Origin of the sequence: Kitasatospora purpeofusca, assembly GCF_036010405.1 — a bacterium.
In the GTDB taxonomy this organism is placed as follows: Bacteria; Actinomycetota; Actinomycetes; order Streptomycetales; family Streptomycetaceae; genus Kitasatospora; species Kitasatospora purpeofusca.
This window is the reverse complement of sequence record NZ_CP108561.1, coordinates 2777083-2803643: the sequence shown is the minus strand read 5'-3', so window position 1 is coordinate 2803643 and position 26561 is coordinate 2777083. Positions and strand designations below refer to the sequence as shown.

Annotated in this window: 24 protein-coding genes and 2 pseudogenes; 12 read left to right on the top strand and 14 right to left on the bottom strand. The window is 73.5% G+C overall.

What is annotated here, in order from left to right:
* Positions 1-36: 36 nt before the first annotated feature.
* Together OG715_RS12020 and OG715_RS12015 are read right to left on the bottom strand one after the other, a co-directional pair.
* A complete protein-coding gene (locus tag OG715_RS12020) occupies positions 37-954 on the bottom strand; it encodes an SGNH/GDSL hydrolase family protein (protein WP_266268650.1) in 918 nt (305 codons plus the stop codon).
* A gap of 278 nt (positions 955-1232) precedes the next feature.
* A complete protein-coding gene (locus OG715_RS12015; RefSeq protein WP_266268649.1) occupies positions 1233-1649 on the bottom strand; it encodes a DUF3592 domain-containing protein in 417 nt (138 codons plus the stop codon).
* A 252-nt stretch (positions 1650-1901) separates the two neighbouring features.
* Between OG715_RS12015 and OG715_RS12010 the strand changes: the two genes are divergently transcribed.
* The 4 genes from OG715_RS12010 to OG715_RS11995 all read left to right on the top strand — a co-directional run bounded on the left by OG715_RS12010 (position 1902) and on the right by OG715_RS11995 (position 6836).
* Positions 1902-2339 (top strand): (2Fe-2S) ferredoxin domain-containing protein, encoded by a 438-nt coding sequence (locus OG715_RS12010; protein WP_266268647.1) that lies wholly within the window; start codon positions 1902-1904, stop codon positions 2337-2339.
* A 101-nt stretch (positions 2340-2440) separates the two neighbouring features.
* The gene (locus OG715_RS12005) at positions 2441-2692 is read left to right on the top strand and encodes a hypothetical protein (protein ID WP_030391225.1); all 252 of its coding nucleotides are present in this window, start codon (positions 2441-2443) and stop codon (positions 2690-2692) included.
* Positions 2693-2815: 123 nt separating this feature from the next.
* On the top strand, positions 2816-4918 hold the full coding sequence (locus tag OG715_RS12000) for a choice-of-anchor A family protein (protein WP_266268646.1): 2103 nt from the start codon (positions 2816-2818) through the stop codon (positions 4916-4918).
* Positions 4919-5171: 253 nt separating this feature from the next.
* On the top strand, positions 5172-6836 hold the full coding sequence (locus OG715_RS11995) for a purple acid phosphatase family protein (protein ID WP_266268645.1): 1665 nt from the start codon (positions 5172-5174) through the stop codon (positions 6834-6836).
* 48 nt (positions 6837-6884) lie between these two features.
* Here OG715_RS11995 and OG715_RS11990 read toward each other — a convergent pair whose 3' ends face one another.
* On the bottom strand, positions 6885-7217 hold the full coding sequence (locus OG715_RS11990) for a YnfA family protein (RefSeq protein ID WP_030391222.1): 333 nt from the start codon (positions 7215-7217) through the stop codon (positions 6885-6887).
* A gap of 91 nt (positions 7218-7308) precedes the next feature.
* Positions 7309-8523 carry a pyridoxal phosphate-dependent aminotransferase gene (locus tag OG715_RS11985; protein ID WP_266268644.1) on the bottom strand — a complete coding sequence of 405 codons (1215 nt, stop codon included), beginning with the start codon at positions 8521-8523 and terminating at the stop codon, positions 7309-7311.
* Between the two features lie 97 nt (positions 8524-8620).
* On the opposite strand from OG715_RS11985, the pseudogene OG715_RS11980 reads away from it, so the two are divergent.
* Positions 8621-8971 (top strand): annotated as a pseudogene (locus tag OG715_RS11980) (winged helix-turn-helix transcriptional regulator); the annotation flags it as partial.
* A 396-nt stretch (positions 8972-9367) separates the two neighbouring features.
* The gene (locus OG715_RS11975; RefSeq protein ID WP_266268643.1) at positions 9368-10189 is read left to right on the top strand and encodes an SGNH/GDSL hydrolase family protein; all 822 of its coding nucleotides are present in this window, start codon (positions 9368-9370) and stop codon (positions 10187-10189) included.
* Between the two features lie 48 nt (positions 10190-10237).
* Here the strand turns inward: OG715_RS11975 and OG715_RS11970 are convergent, their stop codons facing one another.
* Positions 10238-11905 carry a DUF2079 domain-containing protein gene (locus OG715_RS11970; RefSeq protein ID WP_266268641.1) on the bottom strand — a complete coding sequence of 556 codons (1668 nt, stop codon included), beginning with the start codon at positions 11903-11905 and terminating at the stop codon, positions 10238-10240.
* A 154-nt stretch (positions 11906-12059) separates the two neighbouring features.
* On the opposite strand from OG715_RS11970, the pseudogene OG715_RS11965 reads away from it, so the two are divergent.
* Positions 12060-12863, top strand: a pseudogene (locus tag OG715_RS11965) (pentapeptide repeat-containing protein); the annotation flags it as partial.
* Positions 12864-13090: 227 nt separating this feature from the next.
* Here the strand turns inward: OG715_RS11965 and OG715_RS11960 are convergent.
* The 5 genes from OG715_RS11960 to OG715_RS11940 form a co-directional block, all read right to left on the bottom strand.
* The gene (locus tag OG715_RS11960) at positions 13091-13669 is read right to left on the bottom strand and encodes a hypothetical protein (protein ID WP_266268639.1); all 579 of its coding nucleotides are present in this window, start codon (positions 13667-13669) and stop codon (positions 13091-13093) included.
* 23 nt (positions 13670-13692) lie between these two features.
* Positions 13693-14994, bottom strand: a complete 1302-nt coding sequence (locus OG715_RS11955; protein WP_266268637.1) for a DUF7224 domain-containing protein — start codon at positions 14992-14994, stop codon at positions 13693-13695.
* A gap of 1 nt (position 14995) precedes the next feature.
* A complete protein-coding gene (locus tag OG715_RS11950; RefSeq protein ID WP_266268636.1) occupies positions 14996-15784 on the bottom strand; it encodes an ATP-binding cassette domain-containing protein in 789 nt (262 codons plus the stop codon).
* A gap of 144 nt (positions 15785-15928) precedes the next feature.
* Positions 15929-16336, bottom strand: coding sequence for a hypothetical protein (locus OG715_RS11945; RefSeq protein WP_266268634.1), 408 nt, complete (start codon positions 16334-16336; stop codon positions 15929-15931).
* 350 nt (positions 16337-16686) lie between these two features.
* The gene (locus OG715_RS11940) at positions 16687-17439 is read right to left on the bottom strand and encodes a tyrosine-protein phosphatase (protein WP_266268633.1); all 753 of its coding nucleotides are present in this window, start codon (positions 17437-17439) and stop codon (positions 16687-16689) included.
* Between the two features lie 260 nt (positions 17440-17699).
* Between OG715_RS11940 and OG715_RS11935 the strand changes: the two genes are divergently transcribed.
* The 4 genes from OG715_RS11935 to OG715_RS11920 all read left to right on the top strand — a co-directional run bounded on the left by OG715_RS11935 (position 17700) and on the right by OG715_RS11920 (position 20232).
* The gene (locus OG715_RS11935) at positions 17700-18176 is read left to right on the top strand and encodes a hypothetical protein (RefSeq protein WP_266268632.1); all 477 of its coding nucleotides are present in this window, start codon (positions 17700-17702) and stop codon (positions 18174-18176) included.
* 10 nt (positions 18177-18186) lie between these two features.
* Positions 18187-18384 (top strand): hypothetical protein, encoded by a 198-nt coding sequence (locus tag OG715_RS11930; RefSeq protein ID WP_266268630.1) that lies wholly within the window; start codon positions 18187-18189, stop codon positions 18382-18384.
* A gap of 83 nt (positions 18385-18467) precedes the next feature.
* Positions 18468-18950 carry a hypothetical protein gene (locus tag OG715_RS11925; RefSeq protein WP_266268629.1) on the top strand — a complete coding sequence of 161 codons (483 nt, stop codon included), beginning with the start codon at positions 18468-18470 and terminating at the stop codon, positions 18948-18950.
* A 118-nt stretch (positions 18951-19068) separates the two neighbouring features.
* Positions 19069-20232: an FHA domain-containing protein gene (locus OG715_RS11920; protein ID WP_266268628.1), complete on the top strand. Its 1164-nt coding sequence runs from the start codon at positions 19069-19071 to the stop codon at positions 20230-20232.
* A gap of 24 nt (positions 20233-20256) precedes the next feature.
* On the opposite strand, the gene OG715_RS11915 is transcribed toward OG715_RS11920, so the two are convergent.
* Complete coding sequence (locus OG715_RS11915) at positions 20257-21198, bottom strand: aminoglycoside phosphotransferase family protein (protein WP_266268626.1); 942 nt, start codon at positions 21196-21198, stop codon at positions 20257-20259.
* 318 nt (positions 21199-21516) lie between these two features.
* Here OG715_RS11915 and OG715_RS11910 point away from each other — a divergent pair, with 318 nt between their 5' ends.
* Positions 21517-24015 (top strand): Tex family protein, encoded by a 2499-nt coding sequence (locus OG715_RS11910; protein WP_266274804.1) that lies wholly within the window; start codon positions 21517-21519, stop codon positions 24013-24015.
* 74 nt (positions 24016-24089) lie between these two features.
* Here the strand turns inward: OG715_RS11910 and OG715_RS11905 are convergent, their stop codons facing one another.
* From OG715_RS11905 to OG715_RS11895, 3 genes are all read right to left on the bottom strand, one after another.
* A complete protein-coding gene (locus OG715_RS11905; protein WP_030391202.1) occupies positions 24090-24512 on the bottom strand; it encodes an SHOCT domain-containing protein in 423 nt (140 codons plus the stop codon).
* A 137-nt stretch (positions 24513-24649) separates the two neighbouring features.
* Positions 24650-25345, bottom strand: a complete 696-nt coding sequence (locus OG715_RS11900; protein ID WP_266274806.1) for an NUDIX hydrolase — start codon at positions 25343-25345, stop codon at positions 24650-24652.
* The gene (locus OG715_RS11895; RefSeq protein WP_266274808.1) at positions 25342-26502 is read right to left on the bottom strand and encodes a type III polyketide synthase; all 1161 of its coding nucleotides are present in this window, start codon (positions 26500-26502) and stop codon (positions 25342-25344) included. The genes OG715_RS11900 and OG715_RS11895 overlap by 4 nt, the downstream gene beginning before the upstream one ends.
* Between the last annotated feature and the right edge of the window lie 59 nt (positions 26503-26561).

The following is a 26561-nucleotide window of genomic DNA, read 5'->3' as shown; positions in this document are numbered from 1 at the left end:
CGCCCCTCGGGGCTTTCGGGGTGGCACCTCCGGGTGTTACCCGAGGGCCTTGAGCACGGCGTCGGCCATCACCCGCTCGCCGGTCGCGTTGGGGTGGAAGGGGACGGCCGGGGAGCCGGGCAGCGCGCCCTCCACCCAGCGGTCGGCCGAGCAGACGTCGTGCCCGCGGGTGGGCGTGGCCGTGTCCACATAGGTGGCGCCGGTGGCCCGGGCGGTGGACTGCAGCATCGTGTTCAGCCGGCCGAGCACGTCGTGCAGGTACGGGATGTCGCGCGGGGCGATCGGCTGGCGCAGGACGCAGGAGGCGCCGTCGGCGGGCAGCACCGAGGGGTAGCCGACCAGCAGGATCCTGGCGTTCGGGGCCTTGGCGCGCAGCCGCTTCACGGTGTCGGTGAGCCGCGGCCCGGTCCGGTCGATCCGGTCGGCGAGGTCGTCGTTGCCGTACTGCCAGGACCAGCTGGACCAGTCCCAGTAGCCGTGGTGGTAGACGTCGGTGCACGGGGTGCCGAGCGGGTTGACCACGGCGCCCGCGATACAGGTCGCGATCACGTCGGCGATCCCGAGATCGCTGTCGCCGAGGTCGTTGCCGCCGATCCCCAGGGTGATCAGGTCGGTGTCGGCGGTCACCGCGTCGATCTGCGGATCGTTGACCCGGATGAAGGCGTCGTACTGCGCCTCGGTGATGGACTTGACCTTGGCGGCGGCGCAGGTGACGTCGCGGTAGGCGGCGGCGTTCAGGGCGGCGGCGACCAGGTGGCCGTAGTTGCGGTCGGAGCGCAGGCAGAGGCCGGCCGACTGGTTCGGAACCCCCGCGCCGGCCGCGTAGGAGTCGCCGAGTGCCACGTAGCGGTGGGGGGCGGGAGTGGCGGCCTGCGCGCTGGTGGCGGTCATCGCGAGGGCGGCGCCCACTGCGGCGGAAGCGAGCAGCAGGGAATTCCGGGCACGGCGGAGCACGGTTCCTCCTGGGGGAGAGAAACGGGTGGGTGGGGGTCCTGCGAGCCGGGCCACAGCTACTACTGACAGGTAAGTTACTGGCAGGTTTCGCGATCGTCCATGCTGTGCGCATACATTTCCGAAAACTCGTCAGAGGTTTCGGCAGGCGCTCCGGCGGGAATTTCGAATTTCGCTCCGGGGGGTTTCGAAATGCATTCCGAAACGGGGTGGAGCGGAATTCGGCCGGCCCGCCGGGGGAGTGGGCGCGGCCGCGGTGGGGGCTTCGGGGTTCCGCGTCGTCAGGCGATGCGGGCGGCCACCCAGAAGAAGAACACCGTCATCACGGCGAAGAGCACGCAGGAGTACCCCAGCAGCCCGACGCCGTCGGCGCTGGGGAAGCCGAGCAGGACGACCTTCTCCGGGAAGCGCGGGAGGTGGGCGACCTCGACCGGGTCGCCGGGGCCGAGCCCGGTCGGCCCGCGCAGGGCGATCGAGGTGTTCGCCTCCACCGCCGGGCCGTCCGCGACCTCGAACCGCACCCGGACGGTGTCCTCGTAGCCGCCCTCGTCGCCCACGGGCGTGCTCGTCACGGAGACCACCCGGGCCCGGTGTCGGGTGCCGTAGCGGTTGATCCGGAACGTCCGCGAGGCCCGGGACCCGGTCCAGTACGCGCTGCCGGCGAACACCGTCCCGATCAGGAGGGCGAGAAGGTTCACAGCCGTGCAGCCTACGCCCGGGCCCCGGTCCGCGCCCAGGGGTTAGCCGCCAACTCCCCTTTTTTGGAGCGTAGTTCATGTGTAGCGTGACGCCCGGGGCGGTCGTCCGGCGGTGGCCGGGTAGGCTGCGGCTGCCGTCCTGGTGCCACCCGGGCCGGCGGGCTCCACCGTGATCGTCGGCCGCCGTGGCCTGCGGCCGCCGCGCGCACCGGCGCGGCGGCGGGCCCTGGGGAACGAGGAGGCCGAGGAACCATGAGCCGTCGCGAGCGCGACCGGGTCGGCAAGCAGGGCGGGGCCGGCAAGCAGGGCGGACGCGGCCCGGCGGCCCCGGTGACCGTCACCGTCTGCCGGGGCTGCTGCTGCGGCACCCAGGAGAAGCACCCCGGCGTCGACCACGCCGGCCAGTACGAGCGGCTGCGCGCGGCGGTCGGCGACGCCGGCCGGGTCCGCGCCGTGAAGTGCCTGGACACCTGCGCGCACTCCAACGTCGTCGTGGTCGGCCCCTCCAGCGAGGGCCGCGCGGCCGGCGGCCGACCGGTCTGGCTGGGCTGGGTGCTGGCGGACGACATGATCGAGGAGATCGCCACCTGGGTGCACTCCGGCGGCCCCGGTGTCGCCGAACCGCCGGGACTGCTCGACCTCCAGCAGATCTCGGTCTCCCGCCGCGTCGGCGAGGGCCTGCCGGGCTGACCCCGCGGACCCGGACCCGCGCGTGGGGCGGCTGGCCTAGCATGACCTAGGGCGTGACCCGGAAGGCACGCCCCGGGCTCCGCGCCGACAGGAGGAGGACGATGACCACGGTCTGCCGCATCTGTGCGGGCACCGGCCGCACCGCCGGCCTCAGCTGCCGGACCTGCCAGGGCACCGGCACCACCGAGGTCGGCGGCGGCGGCGGCAACTGCTTCCTCTGCGACGGCACCGGGGTGTACGTCCGCTACCGCGTCGACGCGGGCGGCGCCAAGCACGCCTACCGCGACGAGATCTGCCGGACCTGCGACGGCACCGGCAACCGGGCGGCCTCCCCCTGGGACGAGGCGTCCTGACGCCGCGGGGATGCCCCTGCGGTGGTGACGGTTGGTCCGGGCGGGTGCGCCCGCTCACCGCATCAGCGTAGGAGGACGCCCCAGCGGTGACCGCGTTCGTACAAACTGCCGGACGCTACGAGCATGGCTTCCCTCAACCGACTGCTCGCCCGCGTCCGCCGAAGGGCCGGTGCCCTGGCGGTGCCCTGCACCCTCGTCACGGCCCTCGTCCCCGTCCTCGCGCTCGGCCCTGGCGCGGTCAGCGCCGCGGCCGCCCCGCTGCCCGGCGGACTCGGGCCCTGTGTGCCCGGCAGCTGCCCCGCCACTTACCCCACCTCTATCAACAACGGCCCGTTCACCGGTCGGGACAACGGCATCAACGTCTTCGTCGGCGGTGACTTCCTGGTCCGGGGCCGCGCCGCCGAGGCCGAGGGCCGCGTCGTCGTCCTGAACGCCTTCGACCAGGCGAAGGAGGCCGGTGTCAGCTCGATCTACAACGTCGGCATCGCCGGCGTCGGCTCCCGGGTCCCGCCCCCGGACGGCGCCGACTTCCTCACCACCGGCGCCGGGGTCACCGTCGCGAGCGGCCAGAACCTGGTGGCCGAGGGCGGGGTCGTCCGGCACGCCGGTCCCGTCAGCGGCACGGTGACCGGAACCTCCGTCACCGACGCCAACGCCGTCCAGCCCTACACCGCCCTGCGCACCCAGCTCTCGACCGCCTCCGACTGCTACGCCCGGGTCGGCGGTGTGCCGCGCACCCCGACCGGCACCGCCGTCAACCAGGGCGGCCAGACCCTGTTCACCGGTGACGGCAGCTCGGCGCTCCAGGTCTTCAACGCCGACTTCGACCTCACCGGGCCGACCGGCGGTCAGCAGGGCATCGTCTTCGCCAACATCCCGGCCGGGGCCACCATCCTGGTCAACGTCACCGGCGCCACCCGCGTCCTGAACACCTACAGCGGCGGCATCAACGACTCCGACGACCCGCTGAACGGCTACCGCGACCACCTGCTGTGGAACTTCCCCGACGCCACCTCGGTCACCCTGGGCGGCACCGGCCAGTTCCAGGGCAGCTTCCTGATCGGCGAACCGGCCTCGCAGACCACGGTCACCCTGGCCGGCGTCAACGGCCGCTTCTTCACCACCGGCTCCCTCACCCACACCAGCCTGGCCGTCGGCGGCGGCGGCCAGGAGTTCCACTCCTACCCCTTCAACGGCGACCTGCCGACCTGCGGCACCACCCCGGTGACGGGTGAGGTGCGGGTGCTGAAGACCGACTCGGTGTCGGGTGCGGCGCTCGCGGGCGGTGTGTTCGAGCTGTGGGAGGAGACCAACGGCGTTCCGGGTCTGCAGACCTCGGGCGTGAATCCGGACACCCAGGTGGGTGCGCCGTGCACCACCGGTGCGGACGGTCTGTGCCGTCGGACGGTGGAGGTCGGCACCTACTACTGGCGGGAGACGGCCGCACCGGCCGGTTACCAGCTCCCGGCGAACCCGGTGTTCGGGCCGCTGGTGCTGACGGAGGCCAATGCGTCGACGGGTGTGCAGACGACCGCCGCCGACGCGCCGGTGCCCCCGGTGACGGGTGAGGTGCGGGTGCTGAAGACGAACGCCGAGACGGGTGCGCCGCTCGCTGGTGGTGTGTTCGAGCTGTGGCAGGAGACCAACGGCATCCCCGGTCTGCAGACCTCCGGCATCAACCCGGACATCCAGGTGGGTGCGCCGTGCAGCACCGGTGCGGACGGTCTGTGCCGTCGGACGGTGGCGGTGGGGACCTACTACTGGCGGGAGACCTCCGCGCCGGACGGCTACGACCTGCCGACCGAGCCGGTGTTCGGGCCGCTGGTGCTGACCGCGCAGAACGCCGCGGCTGGTGTCCAGCTGACCGTCAAGGACTGCCCGTCGCCGAAGCCCCCGGCCACCGGCGCGATCCACCTGACCAAGAAGGACGCCTGGTCGGGCAAGCCGCTCGACGGCGCGGTGTTCGAGCTGTGGCGGGAGGCCAACGGCATCCCCGGCCTGCAGACCCTGGGCATCAACCCGGACATCCGGGCGGGTGACTGCACCACCGCGGCCGGCGGCGGCTGCGACTTCAAGCACCTGCCGACCGGTCAGTACTACCTGCGGGAGACCGCCGCGCCCGCCGGCTACCAGCTCCCGCCGGACCCGGTCAGCGGGCCCTACCGGGTGAACGCCGACGACTGCGTCACCGTCGCCCTCACCAACAAGCAGGACGACGACTGCTGATGACGCCCGTTCCCCCGACCGGGTGAACCGGCGGCCCGGGCCGTCCGGGGCGGCACCCCCGCTCCGGACGGCCCCGGCCCAGCGGCCGGCTGCGACTCCCGACCACGGCCCGCCGACCCCTCGCGGAGCTCTTCGTCCGCGGACGGCTTTGCCGAGCCATGGTCGAACATTGGCGTTCGACTGACCGGTACGCCCGGGTGCGTTCACCGCCCGTCCGTGTCCGGTCAACACGTGACTGGGAGAGTCCCTGTCCATGGAAACTCCGAACATGGGCGTGCCGGCGAAGCTCGCCGAACGCATGAGCATGGCCGAGCAGCACGAGTACCTGCGGGCCCGTTTCTCCCGCCGCCGGATGCTGCGTGCCGGTGCCGTCTCGGTGGGCGCGCTGGCCGTGGGCGGCGCCCTCGGCGGCACCGCCTCGGCCGCCCCCGTCGCGCCGCAGCTGCTGGCCGGCGGCGCCACCGCGGGCATCGACGGCTCGCTGGTCGCCCCGATCGGGCGTCACCTCGCCTTCGGCCCCGAGCCGGACACCCAGTTCCGGGTCTCCTGGCAGGTGCCGGCCCCGGTGAAGCGGCCGTTCCTGCGCTACGGCAAGAACCCGTGGGACCTCAGCCACAAGATCGAGGCGGAGGTGCGCACCCTGCACACCCCGGCCCTCACCCCCACCGGCAAGGCCGTGGACCAGTACTACCTGCACGTGGCGCTGGAGGACCTGCGCCCCGACACCACCTACTACTACGGTGTCGGCCACCAGGGCTTCGACCCGGCCTCGCAGCAGGCGATATCCACCCTCGGCACCTTCCGCACCGCGCCCTCGCGCGACCACCGCTGGGGCAAGGTGTACGAGCCGTTCACCTTCACCGCCTTCGGCGACCAGGGTGTCAGCGACCACGCCAAGGGCAACGACCACATCATCCTGGCCCAGAACCCGGCCTTCCACCTGCACGCCGGCGACATCTGCTACGCCGACCCGGCGGGCTCCGGCCAGGACTCCGACAAGTCGGTGTTCGACGCCACCACCTGGGACGCCTTCCTGGTGCAGACCGAGACGGTCGCCTCGAAGGTGCCGTGGATGGTCTCCTACGGCAACCACGACATGGAGGCCTGGTACTCGCCGAACGGCTACGGCGGCGAGAACGCCCGCTTCTACCTGCCGGACAACGGGCCGGACAAGCGCAGCGTCCCCGGCGTCTACTCCTTCCGCTACAAGAACGTCGGCGTCATCTCCCTGGACGCCAACGACATCTCCTACGAGATCCCGGCCAACCTGGGCGTCTCGGCGGGCAAGCAGACCCGCTGGCTGGAGCGCACCCTCAAGGACCTGCGCAACGACGAGACCGTCGACTTCGTCGTGGTCTTCTTCCACCACTGCGCCTTCTCGACCACCCACCAGCACGCCTCCGAGGGCGGCGTGCGCGAGGCCTGGGTGCCGCTGTTCGAGAAGTACCGGGTGGACCTGGTGATCAACGGTCACAACCACGTCTACGAGCGCACCGACGCGATCCTCGGCAACAAGGTCGCCAAGGCCGTGCCGAGCGGCGCCACCGTCGAGCCGGCCACGGACGGCGTGGTCTACGTGACGGCGGGCGCGGCCGGCCGCAGCCTGTACCGCTTCGACGCCCCGGACACGTACGAGGGCCACGAGAAGCGCGTCGACTCGGTGGACACCTACTACTTCGCCAAGGGCGGCGGCAAGGTCACCGAGACGGTGGAGTGGTCGCGGGTGCGCTACACCGGCTACTCGTTCATCAAGGTGGACGTGAAGCCCGCCCACCTGGGCCAGAAGTCGGAGATGACGGTCACCGCCCTGGCGGAGGACGGCACCCGGGTCGACCACTACACCGTCCTGCGCAAGGTCGGCGAGGGCTGGGACAGCGACCGCGACGACGACGGCGAGGGCGGCGGCTGGGGCCGGTAGGCCCTGACACCTCCTGCTCCTGACGCACCCACGGACCCCGGCGCTCGCTCAGCGCCGGGGTCCGTACATGATCACGGCGACTCCCGCCAGGCAGACCAGGGCGCCCAGCACGTCGTAGCGGGTCGGCCGGAAGCCGTCCACGACCACGCCCCACAGCAGCGACCCGGCCACGAACACCCCGCCGTACGCGGCGAGCACCCGGCCGAAGGCGGCGTCCGGCTGCAGCGCGGCCACGAACCCGTACCCGCCGAGCACGACCACCCCCACCCCGGCGAGCCACCACGGCCGCGCCTCGCGCACGCTCTGCCAGATCAGCCAGCAGCCGCCGATCTCGGCGAGCGCGGCGAGCACGAACAGGGCGACGGAACGCAGAACGGTCATAGCGGCCCAGCCTAGGGGCCTCGCCCGCCCGGCCCCGCCGCAGGTGCGAAGCCCCCGCGCGGGGACGCGGGGGCTTCCGGGTGGGAAGGCGTCAGACCTGGCGGTAGGTGGCGAGGAAGCGGCCGATGCGGTTGATGGCCGTCTCCAGGTCGTCGGCCCGGGGGAGGGTGACGAAGCGGAAGTGGTCGGGGCGGGGCCAGTTGAAGCCGGTGCCCTGGACAACGTGGATCTTCTCGCGGAGCAGCAGGTCCAGGACGAAGCGCTCGTCGTCGACGATCCGGTGCACGGCGGGGTCCAGCCTGGCGAAGGCGTACAGCGCGCCCTTGGGCTTGACGCAGCTGACGCCCGGGATCTCGTTCAGCGCCCGGTACGCGACGTCGCGCTGTTCGGCGAGGCGGCCGCCCGGCAGGACCAGGTCGTTGATGGACTGGTGGCCGCCGAGCGCGGCCTGGACCGCGTACTGGGCGGGCACGTTCGGGCACAGCCGCATGCCGGAGAGCATGGTGAGGCCCTCCAGGTAGTCGCGCGCGTGCTGCTTGGGGCCGGAGACGACCAGCCAGCCGCTGCGGAAGCCGGCCACCCGGTAGGACTTGGACAGTCCGTTGAAGGTGAGGGTGAGGACGTCGTCGGCGAGCGCGGCCAGGCAGTGGTGCTCGACGTCGTCGTAGAGGATCTTGTCGTAGATCTCGTCGGCCAGCACCATCAGCTGGTGCCGGCGGGCGAGGTCGAGGATGCCCGCCAGCAGTTCCTTCGGATAGACGGCGCCGGTGGGGTTGTTGGGGTTGATGACCACGATCGCCTTGGTGCGGGCGGTGATCTTCGAGGCGATGTCGTCGAGGTCCGGGAACCAGTCGGCCTGCTCGTCGCAGGCGTAGTGCACCGCCTTGCCGCCGGCCAGCCGGACCACCGCCGTCCACAGCGGGTAGTCCGGCATCGGGACGAGCACCTCGTCGCCGTCGTCCACCAGCGCGGTGACGGCCATCTGGATCAGTTCCGAGACGCCGTTGCCGAGGTAGACGTCGTTCACGGTCACGCCGTCGACGCCGCGCTGCTGGTAGTACTGCACGACCGCGCGCCTGGCCGGCAGGATGCCGCGCGAGTCGCTGTAGCCGTGGGCGCGCGGGAGGTTGCGGATGATGTCCTGGAGGATCTCCTCCGGCGCCTCGAAGCCGAACGTGGCCGGGTTGCCGGTGTTCAGCCGGAGCACACTGTGCCCCGCCTCCTCCAGCGCGTTGGCCTGGTCGACCACCGGGCCGCGGATCTCGTAGCACACGTCATTCAGCTTGCTCGACTGCCGAAACTCCATCTGCGGCCTCCCGACCGTCACCCCGCACCGACCCTGGTTGCTTTGTTCTACCAAGTAGGCACTTGGAAAGTCCAACCTTTTGGCTATGCTGATCCACATGTCACGCCGAAGCTACGACCAGTACTGCGCCGTCGCCCGCGCCCTGGACGCGGTGGGGGAGCGCTGGAGCCTCCTGATCGTCCGTGAACTCCTGGCCGGCCCGCGCCGCTACACCGACCTGCACGCCGACCTGCCCGGCGTCTCCACCGACATCCTCGCCGCGCGGCTCAAGCAGCTGGAGAGCGAAGGCGTCGTCGAGCGCCGCCGCCTGGAACGGCCGGCCAACGCCACCGTCTACGAGCTGACCGGGCGCGGGGCCGCGCTGCGGCCGGTCGTCGAGGCGCTCGGCGGCTGGGGACTCGACGCGTTGGGGGAGCAGCGGCCGACCGACGCGGTGCGGACGCACTGGATCACCGGCGGGGCGGTGACGGCGGATCCTGTGGGCGCCGCGGATCTCTCGGGTGCGGTGGCGGCCGGCTGAGCTCCGCCGAGCCGCGGGCCGCGGTGGGGTGGCCGGTCGCGGGGGCACCCGTGTGGGAGGCGCCGCGCCCGCGACCGGCGGTGGGGAGAGTGGCCCCGGTGTCCGACACCCCCGAGGCCGGACGCCGCGGAGCGCACGGCCCGCGGTTCCTCCCCCCGGCCGTTCCTCCCGACGTTCCCCACTCTGCCCGCCGCCGATCAACGCGCGATCGGCATCCGCTTGCCGAAGGCGTTGAGTCGTCACCGATCCGCGCGAGTGGGTGGGGAGCCGGGCGGGCGGGGCAGCGGGGTGGGCCCGGGACGGCGCGCGTACGATTCTCGGGCCATGGAGAACACGGAGAACACGCCCACCGCCTTTCGCAGTTACGTCGCCGTCGGGGACTCCTTCACCGAGGGCATGTGCGACGACCTGCTGCCCGACGGCCACTACCGGGGCTGGGCCGACCGCCTCGCCGCCCGGCTGGCGGCCGAACATCCGGCCGAACACCCGGCCGAAAACCCGGGCGACGGCTTCCGGTACGCCAACCTCGCCGTCCGGGGCAAGCTCATCGGCCAGATCCACGACGAGCAGGTCGAGCGGGCCGCCGGCCTGGGCGCCGAACTGGTCACCCTGGCCGGCGGGCTCAACGACGTGCTGCGCCCGCGCTGCGACATCGCCCGGGTCGAGGAGCTCCTCGGCTCCGCCGCCACCCGGCTGCGCGCCACCGGCGCCACCGTGGTCATGTTCAGCAGCACCGACCCCACCCGCCGGATGGCCGGCTCGGCCCGGCTGCTCCCCGCGATCCTGCGGATGAAGGACTTCGTCCACGAGCTCGCCCAGGACCCGGGCATCGTGGTGGCCGACCTGTACTCCGCGCCCTGCTTCGACGACCGCCGGCTCTGGGCCGAGGACCGGCTCCACCTCTCGCCCGAGGGCCACCGCCGGGTCGCCGAGGCCGTGCTGGAGTCGCTCGGCCGGCCCGCCGGCTTCGACTGGCGCGCCCCGCTCCCGGCCACCGCCCCGCCGACCCGCTCCGAGAAGCTGGCCGCCGACGCCCGCTGGGTCCGCACCCACCTCGGCCCCTGGATCGGCCGCCGGCTCACCGGCCGCTCCTCCGGCGACGGCCGCGCGCCCAAGCGCGCGGAGCTGGCGCCGTACGAGGGCTGAGCCGGCTTCGTGGCACCGTCGGGACCGGCGGTGCCGGGCGCGGGCGGGTCAGCCGCGGAACAGGTTGTGGCCGACGTCCGACGGCACCGCGTCCTGGTACGGGACAGCGTCCGGTCCCGGCACCTGCTCGCCCGGGACCGGCTCGGTGCCCTCCCGGTGCAGCAGGTACACGCCGTCCTCCGACCAGACCGTCCGGTACCCGTGCGCGAGCAGCAGCTCGATCCGCTCCGCCTGCTCGCGGTCGGTCCGGAACGGGAAGGACCGCTTGTCCGCGCGGATCAGCACGTACTCGCGTCCGCGCGGCTTCTCGTCCACCAGCACCACGTCCGCCCGCGCGGTCAGCCGGGGCGCCGCCTGGTTGTCGGCCTCCACGGACGCGCCGTCCGGGACGAGCGCCGCGCCGCGCAGCAGCGCCGCCTCGCTCGCCTTCGGCTGCCAGTAGGCCGGGACGAACAGGTTCGCCAGTCCCAGCGGCACCGCGGCCGCGACGGTCAGGGCCGCCGCCGCCACCCCGAGCCGCCGGGTGAGCACCCGGCCGTGGCAGCGGCCCAGCACCTCCAGCGCGGCGACCAGCAGGATCGGCCACAGGAACGCGTCGTAGTGCCGAGCGATCGACCAGTGGTTCGGATTGCTGGACAGCACCCGCTCGGCCAGCAGCGGGACGGCCAGGAGCACGGTCGCCGAGCGGAGCGGCAGGGCGCACAGGGTGCCGAAGATCCAGAGCAGCAGCAGCGGCTTCAGCGGGGCGTCGAAGGAGGCCGCGAGCAGCCGGGTCGGGTCCGCCAGGACGTTGGCGACCGCCGAGCCGCCGTCCTCGCCGAGCGCCTGGTAGTTCCAGTAGTAGCCGGGCACGCCGCCCATCGCGGGTACCAGCTTCGCGATGGCGACCGCCGAGGCGAGCGGACCGCCGATCAGCAGCCCCGCGCCCCAGCGCAGGGCCGGACGGCGCCGGGCCGGATCGGGGTCCCGCCGGGCCCGCAGCAGCAGCACCAGGCCGTAGGCGCCCACGGCCAGGCCCATGTCCTCCTTGGTGCAGCACAGCAGCAGGCCGGCCAGCGCCGAGGCCCAGTACTGCCGGGCCATCCCGCGCTCCAGCATCAGCAGCGTGAGCGGCACCGCGAACGCCACCTCGTGGAACCCGCCGCGCGAGGCCACCAGCAGCGGCCACCCCAGTCCGTACGCGAGCGCGGCCAGGTCGGCGGCGCGGCGGGCGGTGCGCGGGTCGGCGTCGGCGAAGCAGCGCCCGGCGATCCGGCGGATCAGCGGCACCCCGGCGGCGAAGCAGAGCGCCTGGCCGAGGAGCAGCGAGCGCGGATCGTCCCAGATCCAGTACAGCGGCGCCATCAGCGCGATCACGGGGGAGAAGTGGTCGCCGAGGAGCGAGAAGCCGGGCGGGAACTCGTGGTGGAAGCTCTTCAGCGTCGAGACCGGCAGACCGAGGTGCGCGTAGCCGCGCACGCCCTGGTCGAAGATCCCGAGATCGAAGCCGCCGAGCTGGGCGGTGGTCCACTGCTGGAGGCCGATCGCGAGGCAGACCGCGAAGCAGAGCAGGGTGAGGCCCAGGGTGCGGGCGCGCGGCGGGATCCGGAGGGCCGGTTCGGCGGCGGGACCGGCCAGTGGGGCGGTGGCTGGGTCGGCCGCTGGGTCGGCGGCGGTGCTCGTGGCGTCCTCGGCGCCCTCGGTGTCCGGGTACGGCGTCACGTCGTGCCGGGACATGCCTTGGGTCCTCCGTTGGTGCCGTGGTGCTGTGCTGTGGTGCCGGTGCTGTGGTGCCGGAGCCGGTGCTCGGCCGACCACACTAACCGACGGCCGTTCGAAGCGGTCGGTACGCTCTACAGCGCACCGCCCGTCGTCCTGGAGGAACAACAGCATCGTGAGCGTCCCGAGCCTCGACCTCGTCTCCGACTGCGGCAGCTGCTTCGGGCTGTGCTGTGTGGCGTTGCCGTTCGCCGCCGGCACGGACTTCGCCGTTGACAAGGCGGCCGGCACCCCCTGCCGCAACCTCCGGACCGACTTCGCCTGCGGGATCCACGAGCGGCTGCGCGAGACCGGCTTCCCCGGCTGCACGGTCTACGACTGCTTCGGGGCCGGCCAGCAGGTCTCCCAGGTCGTCTTCGGCGGGCGCAGCTGGCGCGAGGCGCCGGAGACCGCCCGGACGATGTACGAGGTGTTCCCGGTGGTGCGACAGCTGCACGAGCTGCTCCAGTACCTCACCGAGGCGCTCACCTTCGCCCCGGCCCGCCCCGTCCACGGGGAGCTGCGCCGGGCCCTGGAGGAGACGGAGCGGCTGGCCGGCGGCACACCGCAGGAGATCCTGGCGGTCGACGTCCCCGCCCACCGGCAGACGGTGGCCGAGCTGCTGCTCCGGGCGAGCGAGCTGGTCCGGGCCGCCGCCCCGGGTCGGCGCGAGCACCGGGGTGCGGACCTCTTCGGAGCCCGGCTGCGGGGAGCGGACCTGCGCGGCGCCAACCTCCGGGGCGCGATGCTGGTCGCCGCCGACCTGTCCGGGGCGGACCTGCGGCTCGCCGACCTCATCGGCGCGGACCTGAGGGACGCGAACCTGGCCGGCGCCGACCTGACCGAGGTGCTCTTCCTCACCCAGGCCCAGCTGAACGCGGCCCGCGGCGATGCCGCCACCCGCCTTCCGGCCGCCCTGAAGCGGCCCGCGCACTGGCCGGAGACGGCCGACGCCCCGGCCTCGCCCGGACGCGCGCCCCGCAGGTCGCAGGGCGGCTCGGGCTCGGGCACCGGCACCCGTTCCGGTTCGGGTTCCGGTTCCGGCGGACGGCCGAAGGGCGGCGGCCGTCAGGGCAGGCCGCGCCGCGGCTGAGCGGGTCGCGGGCGGCAGGGTCGGGGGCGACGGGGTCTGGGACGGCGGGGTCGGCCGCTCCGACGCGCGGGTCAGCCGGTGAGCAGGTGCGCAGCGGTCGCGGGATGCCGGCGGAACAGCGCGCACCCCGTCCCGGCGAGGAGCAGCAGGGCGACGGCGGCGAGGGCGTAGGGGGAGCCGGCCGGGTGGAGCGGCCAGGCCCAGGGGCGGGGGCTGCCGTCCGGGTGCCAGCCCGCCGCCGAGCAGACCAGCGGGACGGCGGCGAGTGCGGCGGCGGCCGGGCGGTGGCCGATGAAGGGGTGGAACAGCAGGGCCAGGCCCAGGTAGCCGGCGATGTTGCGGGCGACGACCAGGGCGAGCGCCCCCTGCCCGGCGGCGTACGCGAGGCTGCCGCAGGTGGCTCCGGCGGCGGCCAGGGCGAGCGCGAGGCCGACGTCCAGTCCGCGCAGGAACCGCCCGGCGACGGTCTCGGTCCGCAGGTCGCCCCGGCCCAGCCCGTACAGCAGGAACACCGCCGGGACCAGCGTGATCACGTGCGCGAGCAGGAAGTGCCCGGCCTGGCCGCGCAGGGCCGGCACCGGCAGTTCGCCGTCGCCGAGGAGCAGACCGGTGGTGACGGTCCCGGCGAGGACGGCCACGAGCAGCGGCACCGCGCGTGCCTTGCACCACCAGATCACCGCTCACCCCCGAGCGCCGCGCCGGTGTGCGGGACCGGAGGGGGCAGGGTGCCGCAGTCGGCGAGGGCGTCCAGGGTGGCCCGGTACCAGGCGAGCTGGACGGCCTCGGGCAGCTGGAGCAGTTGGGCCGCGCGGGCGCTGTCGGCCGGGGTGGAGCGCCCGTCGGCCGTGACCCCGGGGGTTCCGGTGACTCCGGAAGTGGCGGTGGCGGTGAGCCAGGCGGTGGCCGTGCCGGTGGCGGCCGCGGCGGGGTACGGCTCGCCGCGGCGGGCGCAGTCCGGGGCACGGGGGAGCAGTCCGCCGACCACGGCGGCGGTGACGTCCTGCGCCCGCGCGTCGGTCGGGACCCCGAGCCCGGCCTCGCCGGGCCCGGGCCGGGCGGCCATGGTGAACACCGCCGGGACGGGCACGCCGCGACCGGCCAGGGCCCCGGCCGTCCGCCGGACCTCCTCGCGGACCAGCACCGAGCGGGCGGCACCGAGTTCGGGCCAGAGGCAGACGCGTGGTTGTCCGGAGTCGCAGCGCAGTGCGGCGGAGGACCGGGGGCGCACCGGTTCGGGGCCGAGGTCGCGGGCGGTCCAGGCGCCCAGCGCGACCCCGCCCGCCGTGACCGCGAGCGCGGCGGCGAGCGCGAGCGGGCTGCCGCGCCGTCGGACGAGCAGGACGGCGGCCGCGCAGACCGCACCGGAGAAGGCCAGCGAGGCCGCCACCGCCCGCCCGTCCAGCACCTGGTCCACCGCGCAGCAGTCGGACAGCCCGCCGCCGACCAGGTGCCGGGGCCAGTAGGTGTCGAAGGCGACCGGGTAGGCGTTCAGGACGAAGCTGCCGACCAGTGCGAGCGGCACGGCGACCACCGGCGCGAGCACCCGGCCGACGACCGAGCCGACCAGGGTGTTGGCGAGCAGCAGGCCGGCCCAGACGGCGAGGACGCCCGGCTGGGGCACGCCGTCCGCCGTGCCGCCGGCCAGTGCCGCGGTGGTGAGCGCGGCGAGCATGCCGAGCCCGCCCATCAGCGCGACCGGCAGCAGGACCGGGGCGGTGATGGCCAGCGCGGAGCGCACCGGCGAGCGGCTGAACACACCGCCCCGGTGCAGCCGGCCGCCCTCCCAGGCGCCGGCGGCGGCGCAGGCCGCGCAGGCGAACGGCAGCGCGAGGCTGGCGTGCCCGGCGGCGGCGAGCCCGTAGGCCGGGGTGACCCAGGCGGTCAGCTCGTCGCCGAGCGCGACCAGGACGAAGCCGAGCAGGAACGGCAGCACCCTGGTGCCCGCCGAGACCCTGAGGACGGTGCGCAGCAGCATGTCAGGTCTCCCGCTCGATCAGGCGGGCGTACGCGGCCTCGGCGCCCGGCGCACCCGCGACGGTTCCGGTTCCGGGGCCCGGAACGGCCCCGACCCCCGCCGCCCCGCCCTCGGCCGCCAGCGCGTGGAACTCCTCGGTGGCGCCCTGGAATCTGACCTTCCCCCGGTCCAGCACCACCACCTGCCGGTACGTCCCGAGGTCCTCGGTCTGATGGGTGGAGACGATCACGTTCACCTCGCTCGTCAACTCCTCCACCAGGGCGCGGAACACCGCCCGCTGGGTGGGGTCGAGGCCGGCGGTCGGCTCGTCCATCAGGATCAGCTCGCTGTGGTGGGCGAGGCAGCCGGCGATGCCCATCCGGCGCAACTGGCCGCCGGACAGCCGGTGTCCGGCCCGGTCGGCCAGCTCGCCGAGGCCGACCCGGGCGAGCGCGACCGCCGAGGCCCGCCAGGCGGCGGCCCTGGACATGCCCTTCAACCAGCCGCAGTAGGCGACCTGTTCGCGGACGCTGAGGCCCGGGACCGGGGTGATCTGCTGCGGCAGCCAGGCCACGGCGCGCCGGTAGGCGGCCCGGTCGCCCGCGCCGGACGCCGGATTGACGCCGTGCCAGCTGACGGATCCCCGGTGCGGGCTCAGCTGGGAGGCGGCGAGGGCCATCAGGGTGGACTTGCCCGCGCCGTTGGGGCCGAGCAGGACGGTGGCCGGATTGTCGATCCGCAGATCGAGGCCGGTGAAGAGAAAGGCCTTCCGGCCGTACTGGAATTCGATGCGCTGGAATTCAAGGGCCATGGCAGGGTCGACGCATTTCGCTCGGAAAGGGGCGCGCGGTGCCGGCGGGCGGGGGCGGCCGCCGGCACCGCGCGTCGGTGAGGGTGGATCGGTGAGGGTGGGTCGAGGAAGTGGGAGACGGTCGACGCCCGGGGGCGACGGTGCTCAGTACCGGGTGGTCACGGTGTCCACCCAGAGCCGGGAGCCGCTGCGCACGCCCTCCAGCACGAAGTAGTAGTCGCCGGCGCTCTGGTCGCCCCAGCTGGAGGTGTCGCAGTGGTTGGAGCGGTGTCCGTAGACCTTGTCGGGCCCGAAGACGTCCTTGTAGAGCTGGAGGTCGGCGTCCTTGAAGTCGTTGTTCCCGGTCTGGCAGCCCTGGAAGGTGACGGAGGTGGTGACGTCGTCGCGGTCGCTGTCCGCCCATCGGCGGGACTCCGAGCCCGGGCCCCAACTGCTGATGTAGGACGCCCAGGAGCCCTCGGCGAGGGCAGGGGTGGCGCCGGCGAAGCCGAGCAGCGCGGCGGTCACCAGCAGGCCGCGGAGTACGCGGCCGGATCGGTTCTCTGCGTCCATGGTCCGTCCGATCGGTCCGGTGGCGCCGCCGGTCGGGCGGTGCCATGCAGGCAGAAGGAAACGAGCGGAGGTTCGACCGGAACGGTCGCGGTCACCCGGACGGCCGAGCCCCCGCGGAAATGACCTTAGCGTGCACGAACAGGTGGCCAGCACTATTTTTTCCGGCCATTCGGGCGGGAAAGGCCGGAGATCAGAACTCTGGCAAGCGGATGATCGAGGGCAGCCGTAATTTCTCGAATCGAACGTCTTTCCGGCGAAAATTGATCCGCAATGTTCGCTTTTCTTCTACTGCTCGACCGATTCCTTTTTCATGTGATTGTCACCCCGGCATTGGCCTGGCTGGTTCCGGCTTACCGGTGGGCGCTCTCGGACCGGTCCGGAAGCAGCTGCGCGCGCAGCCGGCCGATTAGCGCCTCGTCCAGGCCGACCGTGCCGGTGGCATAGGCGTGGACCGAGCCGTGGGCGGCGGTCAGGTCCGCGAGCACGAGCCGGATCACGTCCTCCGGCGCACGCCCGAAGCCCGGCCAGCGCAGCGTGCGCCCCGGGTTGGCGGCGTGCCAGTCGGCCACCAGTCGCGCGGTGGCGAGTTCGGTGAGCGCGAAGTCGGCGGCCACGTCGTCCTCGCCGACGCCGAGCAGGCTCAGCACCAGGGCGGCGATCAGCCCGGTGCGGTCCTTGCCCGAGGCACAGTGGAACACGACCGGCCGGTCGGCGTCGGCTATCAGTTCTAGGACGGTGCGGATCTCCGAGGCGCCGTCCTCGGCCACCTCGGCGAAACGATCCGCCAGGTACCGCCAGGGGTCGAGGTCCGGATCGATCTCGGCCTGGTCGTAGGGCCGGTGCTCGATCGAGAGGTTGTGGTAGGCGACGCCGTCCAGCTCCGGCAGCCGGCCCTTGCGGGCGATCTCCCACGGGTAGCGCAGGTCGATCACGGTGCCGATGTCCAGCGCCCGGAACCGTTCCCGGTCGGCGGGCGAGGTGAGCACCGCCAGCGAGGCCGAGCGGTAGAGCCGCCCCCACCGGACCGTCCGCCCGTCGGCGGTCGGGTAGCCGCCCAGGTCGCGGAAGTTGTGCGGTCCCTCGAAGGCGATGTGGCGGCTCATGTCCGCACCCTATCGGGCGGGTTCGCGGCAGGGAGGGGAGGGCCGCAGTGGGGAGGGGCGCGGTGGGGAGGGGTGCGGTGGGGAGGGCCGGCGCCGCACCCCTTCGAGGAGATCGCCGATGCCCACCGGTTCCTGGAGGGCGGCAGGCAGCAGGATCGGCAAGAAAGTGGTGAAGACCGACCACTGGTGTACTTCCGGGAACCGGGCCGCTGTCGCACAGTTGGTCGATGAGAAGCGCGGACGCGGGGAACGGGGCGGACATGCGGAAGAGGCGCACTCCGTGGGCGATCGTCCACCTCCTGGTCGGACTCCTCTGCTTGCTGACGTCCGTGTCCGTGGCCGCGTCGAGCACCAAGGTGGACGAGCTGATCCCCATCGTCCTGTTCGGAGTTCCGGGCCTGGTGCTGACCTTCCGAGCCCCGATGTTCGGCGTGTCCTTCGGAGCCTCCGGAGTGAAGTACTCCGGTCTGCTCAAGTCGCGTTCCTACGCGTGGTCCGAGGTCCAGGAGGTGAAGTGCGCCGTTGTGACCGGGACGCTGTTCTCCTCCGACCTTCCGGAGCTGGTGCTGGTCTCCGGCAAGGTCGACCAGTTGTCGATCCTGGCGGGCTACGGGGCGGGGGGAAGCACGCCGAACAAGCGGGTCGAGCGGCTGGTGACCGAACTGGAAGCGACCCGTACCTCCGCCCTTCCGCGTGACACCGACGTTCCCGGGGCAGCGCAGCCGGCCGATTCTTGAGGAGTACGGAATGGCGTCGAGGTACGGACCGCTGCGGTACGGCGCTGACAGTGCCCGGTTGGGGCGCGGGGAAGCCCGAGCCGGGGAGCCGGTGTTCGACCGGGAGGGGCTGCGGCGGGAGGGCGGTGGCGAGGAGATCCGCTGGGGCGCGATCGACCGGATCGTCGATGCGCTGCCGGGTACCGATCGGGTGCGGGACCGGCCGTGACGGAACCGATGTGACACAAAGGCATTGAAAGGGTGGTTATGGAACTGAGGCCCCTCGGGGGTACCAGGGCGTGGCGCAATCCGGTGACTTCGCGGCGGCCGGCCGCGGAGCTGGACTCGCCGCTGGGGCGGATCACCGTCCTCAGAGGGCCGATCGGCGCCTATGTCCCGCTCGGCGGCAGCACCGAACGCTGGGAGTTCGTGCTGGACGGCAGCGAGATCCTCTCCGTCGACGGCATGGGTACGCCGGGCTACGGGGCTCGGCGCCAGGTGAAGCGCGGGGTGGACGTCTCGCTGCTCGGGGTGGAGGGCCGTGTCACCGGCAGGCGTTCCGTGGGGCCGCGCGGGCGCTTCGTCAGGCTGGAGGCAGGTGGGACCGTGTTCGCGGCCGGGGCACGCTTTCCGCGCAACTACGTCGTCGACTCCTCGGACGTCGAGCTCGCGGACTTCAACGGACCCGACTGGCACTTCGAGGCGGCCGAGCCCGGCATCGTCGCGTTCGCGGCCCTTGTCGTCGCGGCCGGCCTGGAGGTGGCGCTGACGTCGCCCCTGCTGGAGATCTTCTGAGGCGGCTCCGCCGTCCGCTCCCGCTCCGCAGTGGGATCGGCGATGATGGATCCGGTGTGACGGGTCGTGGGGACGGTCGTCCGGGGTGGCCCGTGCCGGACGAGCACGCGGAGGCCCGATGGAGCACGGTATCGACCGCAACCTCGCCACGTCCGCGGACCGGGCGGACTATCTGGTCGAGCTCTCCAACATCGTCCGCCGCACGGACTTCGGCGGGTCCGCGCCCCGGTCGCTGCACCGGCTGGGCCTGGTGGTGGACGCGCTGGTGCGGCTCACCGGGGACCGGCGGGTGGCCGTCTACTGCGTCGCCGACCGCAGCCTGCTGGGCGGGCGGCGGGAGTTCACCGAGCCCGGGGACGCGCCGACGCTGGCCCGCTGGGTCGCCGAGGGGCTGGTCGAGGAGGTGCCGGACGCCGACGAGCGGGTGCTGGAGATCGCCGGCATGACCGGGATCCAGGTCGTCACCGGCGACTACTACGACGACCACCGGATCGAGCACCCGTGGATCCAGGGCAACACCTGGCAGTTCCTGCGGCCGGAGCCGGTCGGGCGGGGCGTGGTCCGGCTGGCGCCGCTGGACATGGGGCACCGGACCGGCGCGGAGATCTCCAAGAAGATGGAGCTGTCCGCGCTCAAGAAGCAGGGGCTGCTGAACGCCGCCCGCAAACCGCTGGTCGAGGTGGTCGGGCGGGCCTGGCGCTGCCCGGACGCGCGGTGCAGCCTCTACAGCGTGCACCGCGGCGGGCGGGTGATGCTGCCGCGGATGCGCGGCGGCGTGCCCACCTGTGAACTGCACGGCACCCCGCTGCTGGACGACGGGGCCCGGCCGGGTGCCGCCCAGGTGAAGCTGGTCCTGGACGGGGAGTGCGTGGGCCGGTACACCCTCGACGAGGGCGCGCGCACCGAGGTCGGCCGCGCCCCCGGGACTGCGGACGGCATCGGGCTGGCCGGGCTGCTGCCCGCCGAGCGCGCCGCCCGGGTCAGCCGCCGGCACCTGCTGCTCGCGGTGCGCGGCGGCGCCGTGGTGGTGCGGGACACCAGCACGTACGGCAGCCGGATCCGGGTGGCCGGGCGGCGCGGGCACCTCGGCCCCTGGGAGCCGTTCGCCGCGGCGGGCGCCGACCGGCCGTTCCGACCGGGCGACGAGGTCGAACTCACCCCCGGCCTGGTGCTGACCCGCAGCGGGCGCCGGTTCCCGGCCGAACTGGCCGGCGCCTGGCGGGCGGAGGGGGCCCGCACCCCGCTGCCGCCGGGCGCGGCGGAGCCCACCCGCTCCCTCTGAGACGGCACCCCCGGCCCCCCGTCGTCAGACGCTGCGGTCCGTCAGGACCTCCCGGACGACGTGGCGGGCATTGGCGGCCAGCGGGGGGTTGGTGGTCCGGTAGTAGGGCAACTGGACGAGGGCGATGGACAGCGCCCAGGCGCGGCCGCGTTCCCAGGTGGCGTCGTCGACCGCCAGGGCGGCGCGGAAGGCCGGGCGGGCGGCCGCCGGGAGCACGTTCCAGGCGGCGATCAGGTCGACCGTCGGGTCGCCCGCCCCGAGCAGACCGAAGTCCAGGACGGCGCCGAGGCGTTGCCCGGCGACCAGGAGGTTCCCGGCGGTGAGGTCGCCGTGCACCCAGGCGGCCGGTCCGGTGGGCTCGGGCAGCCGCAGCGCCTTGTCCCAGAGGGCGGTGGCCGCCCCGGTGTCGATCACGCCGCGCAGCCGTCCGACCGCCGCGCGGGTGGCGGCGTCCCGGCCGGCCAGCGGTCCGCCGCGGGAGGCCGACGGGGCGTCCGGCTCCGGTCGGACGGCGCGCAGGGCACCGAGGAACCCGGCCAGGTCACGGGCGAGTTGCCCGGGGTCGGCGAGCACCCCGGGGGCCGGGTTGACGCCGTCCAGCCAGCGTTGCACCGACCACTCCCACGGGTAGGCGGCGGTCGGCCGGCCGTGGGCGACCGGCACCGGTACCGGCACCGGCAGGTGCGGCGCGAGGCGGGGCAGCCAGTACTGCTCGCGCGCGATGTTCCCGGCGGCCCACGCGGCCCGGGGCAGCCGCACGGCGAGGTCCGCGCCGAGCCGGAACATCGCGTTGTCCGTGGCGGTGATGCCGACCGGGGTCAGCGGCAGGCCCGTCCACTGCGGGAACTGGGCCGCGATCAGCCGTCTCACCAAGCCGGTGTCGATGACGGGTTCTTCGTCGTGCAGACGGTCGTGCAGGAAGTCGTCGTCGTGCATGCGGTCGGGCGTCCGGGCGGCTGCGCACATGCCCGGCACTGTACGCCGGGACGGGCCCCGCGATCAGGCGGATTTCGAACACCAGGGTGAGAACATGAGGATTTCACAGGGGCGTTGGGTTTCGCGGGGGGCGCTCGGGGACGCGGCGGCGCTGCCGGGAGCCGCCGGTCCGGGCCGGTCGGAGCGGTCGTGGGGCGTGGGCCGGGGGCGCGCCCGCGCGGGCGCGCGCCGTCCGGCCGGGGCCGTCGGCGCGCCACGCCCGGGGTGGTGGGGGCGGGGCGGGGCGTCGGTGGCGGCTGTCAGAATGCGGGGGTACGGACAGCAACTCTGAAGAAGGTGACCGGCTTCGTGACCACGCCAGTCGAACAGGCGGCCCAGCAGGCCCAGCAGGCGATCGGGCGGAAGATCGCCGAGGAACTGGGCGTCCGCGAGGGGCAGGTGAAGGCGGCGGTCGAGCTGCTGGACGGCGGTGCGACGGTGCCGTTCGTGGCCCGTTACCGCAAGGAGGCCACCGACTCGCTGGACGACGCGCAGCTGCGCACCCTGGAGGAGCGGCTGCGCTACCTGCGGGAGCTGGAGGAGCGCCGCGCCGCCGTCCTGGAGTCGGTCGAGGCGCAGGGCAAGCTGGACGACGAGCTGCGGGCGCGGATCCTCGCCGCCGACTCCAAGGCCCGGCTGGAGGACATCTACCTCCCGTTCAAGCCGAAGCGGCGCACCAAGGCCCAGATCGCCCGCGAGGCCGGTCTGGAGCCGCTGGCGGACACCCTGCTCGCCGACCCGGCGCAGGACCCGGCGGCGCTCGCCGGGCAGTACCTGAACGAGTCGGTCGCGGACGGCGCCGCCGCGCTGGAGGGCGCCCGGGCGATCCTGGTCGAGCGGTTCGGCGAGGACGCCGACCTGGTCGGCTCGCTGCGCGAGCGGATGTGGACCAGGGGCCGGCTGGTCGCCACCGTCCGGGAGGGCAAGGAGCAGGAGGGCGCGAAGTTCGCCGACTACTTCGACTTCGCCGAGCCGTACACCAAGCTCCCCTCGCACCGGATCCTGGCGATGCTGCGCGGCGAGAAGGAGGAGGTGCTGGACCTCGACCTGTCCCCGTACGACGGCGACGAGGGCGGCGACCTGCCCGGCGCGAGCGACTACGAGCAGCGGATCGCCGCCCGCTTCGGCATCGCCGACCACGGCCGCCCGGCCGACAAGTGGCTCGGTGACACCGTCCGCTGGGCCTGGCGCACCCGGGTGCTGGTCCGGCTCGGCATCGACCTGCGCGGCCGGCTGCGAGCCGAGGCCGAGGACGAGGCGGTCCGGGTCTTCGCCGCGAACCTGCGGGACCTGCTGCTGGCCGCCCCGGCCGGCACCCGCGCCACCATGGGCCTGGATCCGGGCTTCCGGACCGGCGTGAAGGTCGCCGTGGTGGACGCCACTGGCAAGGTGCTCGGCCACGACACGATCTACCCGCACCAGCCGGCCAACAAGTGGGATGCCGCGCTGGCGACGCTGGCCGCGCTGGCGAAGAAGCACGGTGTGGACCTGGTCGCGATCGGCAACGGCACCGCCTCCCGGGAGACGGACAAGCTCGCCGAGGACCTCCTCAAGCGGCACCCGGAGCTGGGCGTGACCAAGGCGATGGTCAGCGAGGCCGGTGCCTCCGTGTACTCGGCCTCCGCGTTCGCCTCGCAGGAGCTGCCGGACCTCGACGTGTCGATCCGCGGCGCGGTGTCGATCGCCCGCCGGCTCCAGGACCCGCTGGCCGAGCTGGTCAAGATCGACCCCAAGTCGATCGGCGTCGGCCAGTACCAGCACGACCTGAGCGAGGTGAAGCTCTCGCGCTCGCTGGACGCCGTGGTCGAGGACTGCGTCAACGCGGTCGGCGTGGACGTCAACACCGCCTCCGCGCCGCTGCTGACCAGGGTCTCCGGCATCACCGGCACGCTCGCGGACAACATCGTCGCGCACCGGGACGCCAACGGCCCGTTCCGCACCCGCAAGGAGCTCAAGAACGTCGCCCGGCTCGGCCCGAAGGCCTTCGAGCAGTGCGCGGGCTTCCTGCGGATCCCGGACGGCGACGACCCGCTGGACGCCTCCGGTGTGCACCCGGAGGCGTACCCGGTGGTGCGCCGGATCCTGGCGGCGACCGGCGGGGAGCTGCGCGAGCTGATCGGCAACGGCAGCCGGCTGCGCGCGCTGCGGCCGGGCGACTTCGCCGACGGCACCTTCGGTGTGCCGACCGTGACCGACATCCTGGGCGAGCTGGACAAGCCGGGCCGCGACCCGCGTCCGGCGTTCCGCACCGCCACCTTCAAGGAGGGCGTCGACAAGATCGGCGACCTGGAGGTCGGCATGGTGCTGGAGGGCGTGGTGACCAATGTGGCCGCGTTCGGCGCCTTCGTCGACGTGGGTGTGCACCAGGACGGCCTGGTGCACGTGTCCGCGCTGTCGAAGAACTTCGTCAAGGACCCGCGCGAGGTGGTCAAGCCCGGCGACATCGTGACCGTCCGGGTCACCACGGTGGACGTGCCGCGCAAGCGGATCGGGCTCACCCTGCGGCTGGACGACGAGGTCGGTCGCGGCGGCGAGGGCGGGCGCGGCGAGGGCGGGCGCGGTGGCGACCGGCAGGCGCGCCCGCCGCGCCAGGAGCGGCGAGGCGGGCAGGGCGGCGGTCAGAGCGGCCAGGGTGGTCAGGGCGGTCGCGGCCAGGGCGGCGGCGGTCAGGACCGCCGGGACCGGGGCGGTTCCGGCGGCTCCGGCGGCCCGGGGTCGCTGGGCAACAGCGCCATGGCGGACGCGCTGCGCCGGGCCGGTCTTGCCGGCGGGGGCGGTTCGGACGACCGCCGCTCCGGGCGGCGCTGACACCCGGGGCACCGGCACCCGGCCGTGGTGGCCGGTGGACGCGCGTCCACCGGCCACCACGGCCGTACCGGGGGTCAGACCAGCAGCTTGTCCTTGGCCCGCTGGTACTCCTCCTCGGTGATGGACCCGTCGGCCTTGAGCGCGGCGAGTTTCGCCAGGTCGTCGACGTGGCTGCGGCCCGTGCCCGCCTCCCCGGTGCCGCCCTCGCCGGGGGTGCCGGCCGCGTCCCGGATGTACGCCTTGAACGCGGCGTCGGCCTTCTGGGCCTGGGCGACGTCGCGTTCCCCCATGCTCTTGCCGCGCACGATCACGTACACCAGCACGCCGATCAGTGGCAGCAGGATCACCAGGATCATCCAGCCGGCCTTGGCCCAGCCGCCCATGTCGTGGCTGCGGAAGATGTCCGTGATGATCTTGAACAGCAGGAAGAACCAGAGGATCCAGAGGAACAGCTCCAGCATCGTCCAGAAGATGTTGAGCAGCGGGTAGTTGTCCATGACGGCTCCCGTCGGTGCGGGCCCGAGGGGGACCCGAGTCCCTTCGAGTCATATCACCGCGAATCGGGTGCCATGCTGCCGTACTGGGCCATTCCGGTGACCTTTCGGACCCGGTCCGGCGGCCTTCCGGCCGGGGCTCAGCGCGGTCGCGACCGCAGCTCCACGGCCAGTGCGATCAGCTCGCCCCACCAGTCCTCGTGGCCGTCCAGCAGCAGCCGCCGGGCCTCGTCCGGCTCCACCGCCCGCACCTCGACGACCTGCTCGCCGTCGTCCGGATTGGTCGGCACCGAGTCCACCGCCACGTCGGCCCAGCCCCAGAGCCACGCCTTCTCCGGGTGCGGCTGCCACGGGCGGTAGGGCACCGGGTCGTCGGTCACGCAGCGGTGCGCGCCCAGCCAGACCGGGTCGCCGAGCAGACGGGCGCCGGCTTCCTCGCGCAGCTCGCGGACCAGGCAGGAGTCCACGGACTCGTTGTGCTCGCGGGTGCCGCCGGGGAGGAACCAGTGGTTCCGGTCGTCGCGGCAGAGCACCACCCGGTCGCCGTCGGTGAAACCCACCAGGTGGATGTTGGTGACCAGCTCGTCCGGCGGCAGGACGGTCGAGAACTGCGCGTCGTAGCGGCCCCAGGTCCAGTACTGCGGCGCGTGCAGGGCGGGGAAGAGCGCGGCCAGCTCGTCGGCCCGGGACGCGTCACCGGGCCGGGGCGGTCTGGGGATCAACGGCGCCCCGGCCGCCCCGGCCGTATCGGTGGCAGCGGCCACATCGCCGGCAGCGGTGGCAGCGGCCGTCCCGGCCGCATCGGTGGCATGGCTGGCATCGGTGGTATCGGTCATTCGGTGATCGTAGTCCCGGCCGGACGCAGCAGGGGGGCGGTCTGGTGAGCCAGGGTCAGCTCCGCGGCGTCGATCGCCCGGGGCCGGCGCGGGACCTTCGCCTCCAGTGGCTGCCGCACCCAACTGCCGAGCGAGATCTCGGCGGTGATGCCCGGACCGAAGCCTGCGATCAACCCCTGGGTGCCGTCCTCGACCCCGCCCTCCTCGAACATCCGGGCCAGCGCGTCGAAGACCACGGCGCTGGCGATGTTGCCGCGCTCGGTGAGCGTGGCACGGGAGAACCGGAACGCGGCCGGCTCCAGGTTGAGGAAGGTGCAGAGGTCGTCGAGGATCCGCGGACCGCCCGCGTGCACGATGTAGAAGCCGAGGCCGGAGACGTCCCAGGCGTGGTCGTTGGCCAGGGCGCGCAGGGCGGGGGCGAGCATCTCCATGGTGCCGGGCACCCGCTTGTCGAGCTGGAAGTGGAAGCCGGTGTCCTTGACCCCGTAGGAGATCCAGTGCTCGGTGTCCGGGACGAGGTGGGAGCCGTTCCGCTCCAGGTGGACGCCGGTGCCGCCGTGGCCGCGCAGGACGACGGCGGCGATCGCGTCGCCGAACAGCCCGTTGGAGAGCAGCGAGCCGACGCCGAGGTCGGTGGGCTGGTAGCAGAGCGAGCAGAACTCGCAGGCGACGATGAGCACATTGGCGCCCGGGTAGGCACGGCAGAAGTCGTGCGCCCGGTTGACGGCGGCGCCGCCGGCCGCGCAGCCCAACTGGGCGATCGGCAGCTGGCGGGTGTCGGAGCGGAACCCCATGCTGTTGATCAGCCAGGCGGTCAGCGAGGGCATCATGAAGCCGGTGCAGGACACGTAGAGGATGAGGTCGATGTCCTGGGCGGTGAGGTCGGCGTGGTCGAGGGCGCGCTCGACCACCTCCGGGACGCGGCGTTTGGCCTCCCGCTCGTAGACGGCGTTGCGCGCGGTGAAACCGGGGTGCCGGAGGGTCTCCTCGATCGGCTGGACCAGGTGCCTGGTCCGCACCCCGGTGTTCTCGATCAGCCGCAGGGCGAGCCCGAGTTGCGGGTGGTCGGCGTGCAGGGTGCGCGCCAGGTCGAGGGTCTGGTCGAGCGTGATGACGTGCTCGGGGACGGCGACGGCGGGGCGGCAGAGTGTTGGCATGGCGGGATCTCCGATGGGCAGGTGGCCTGTGGACAGGGCCTGTTGGCAGGCTCCTGCGG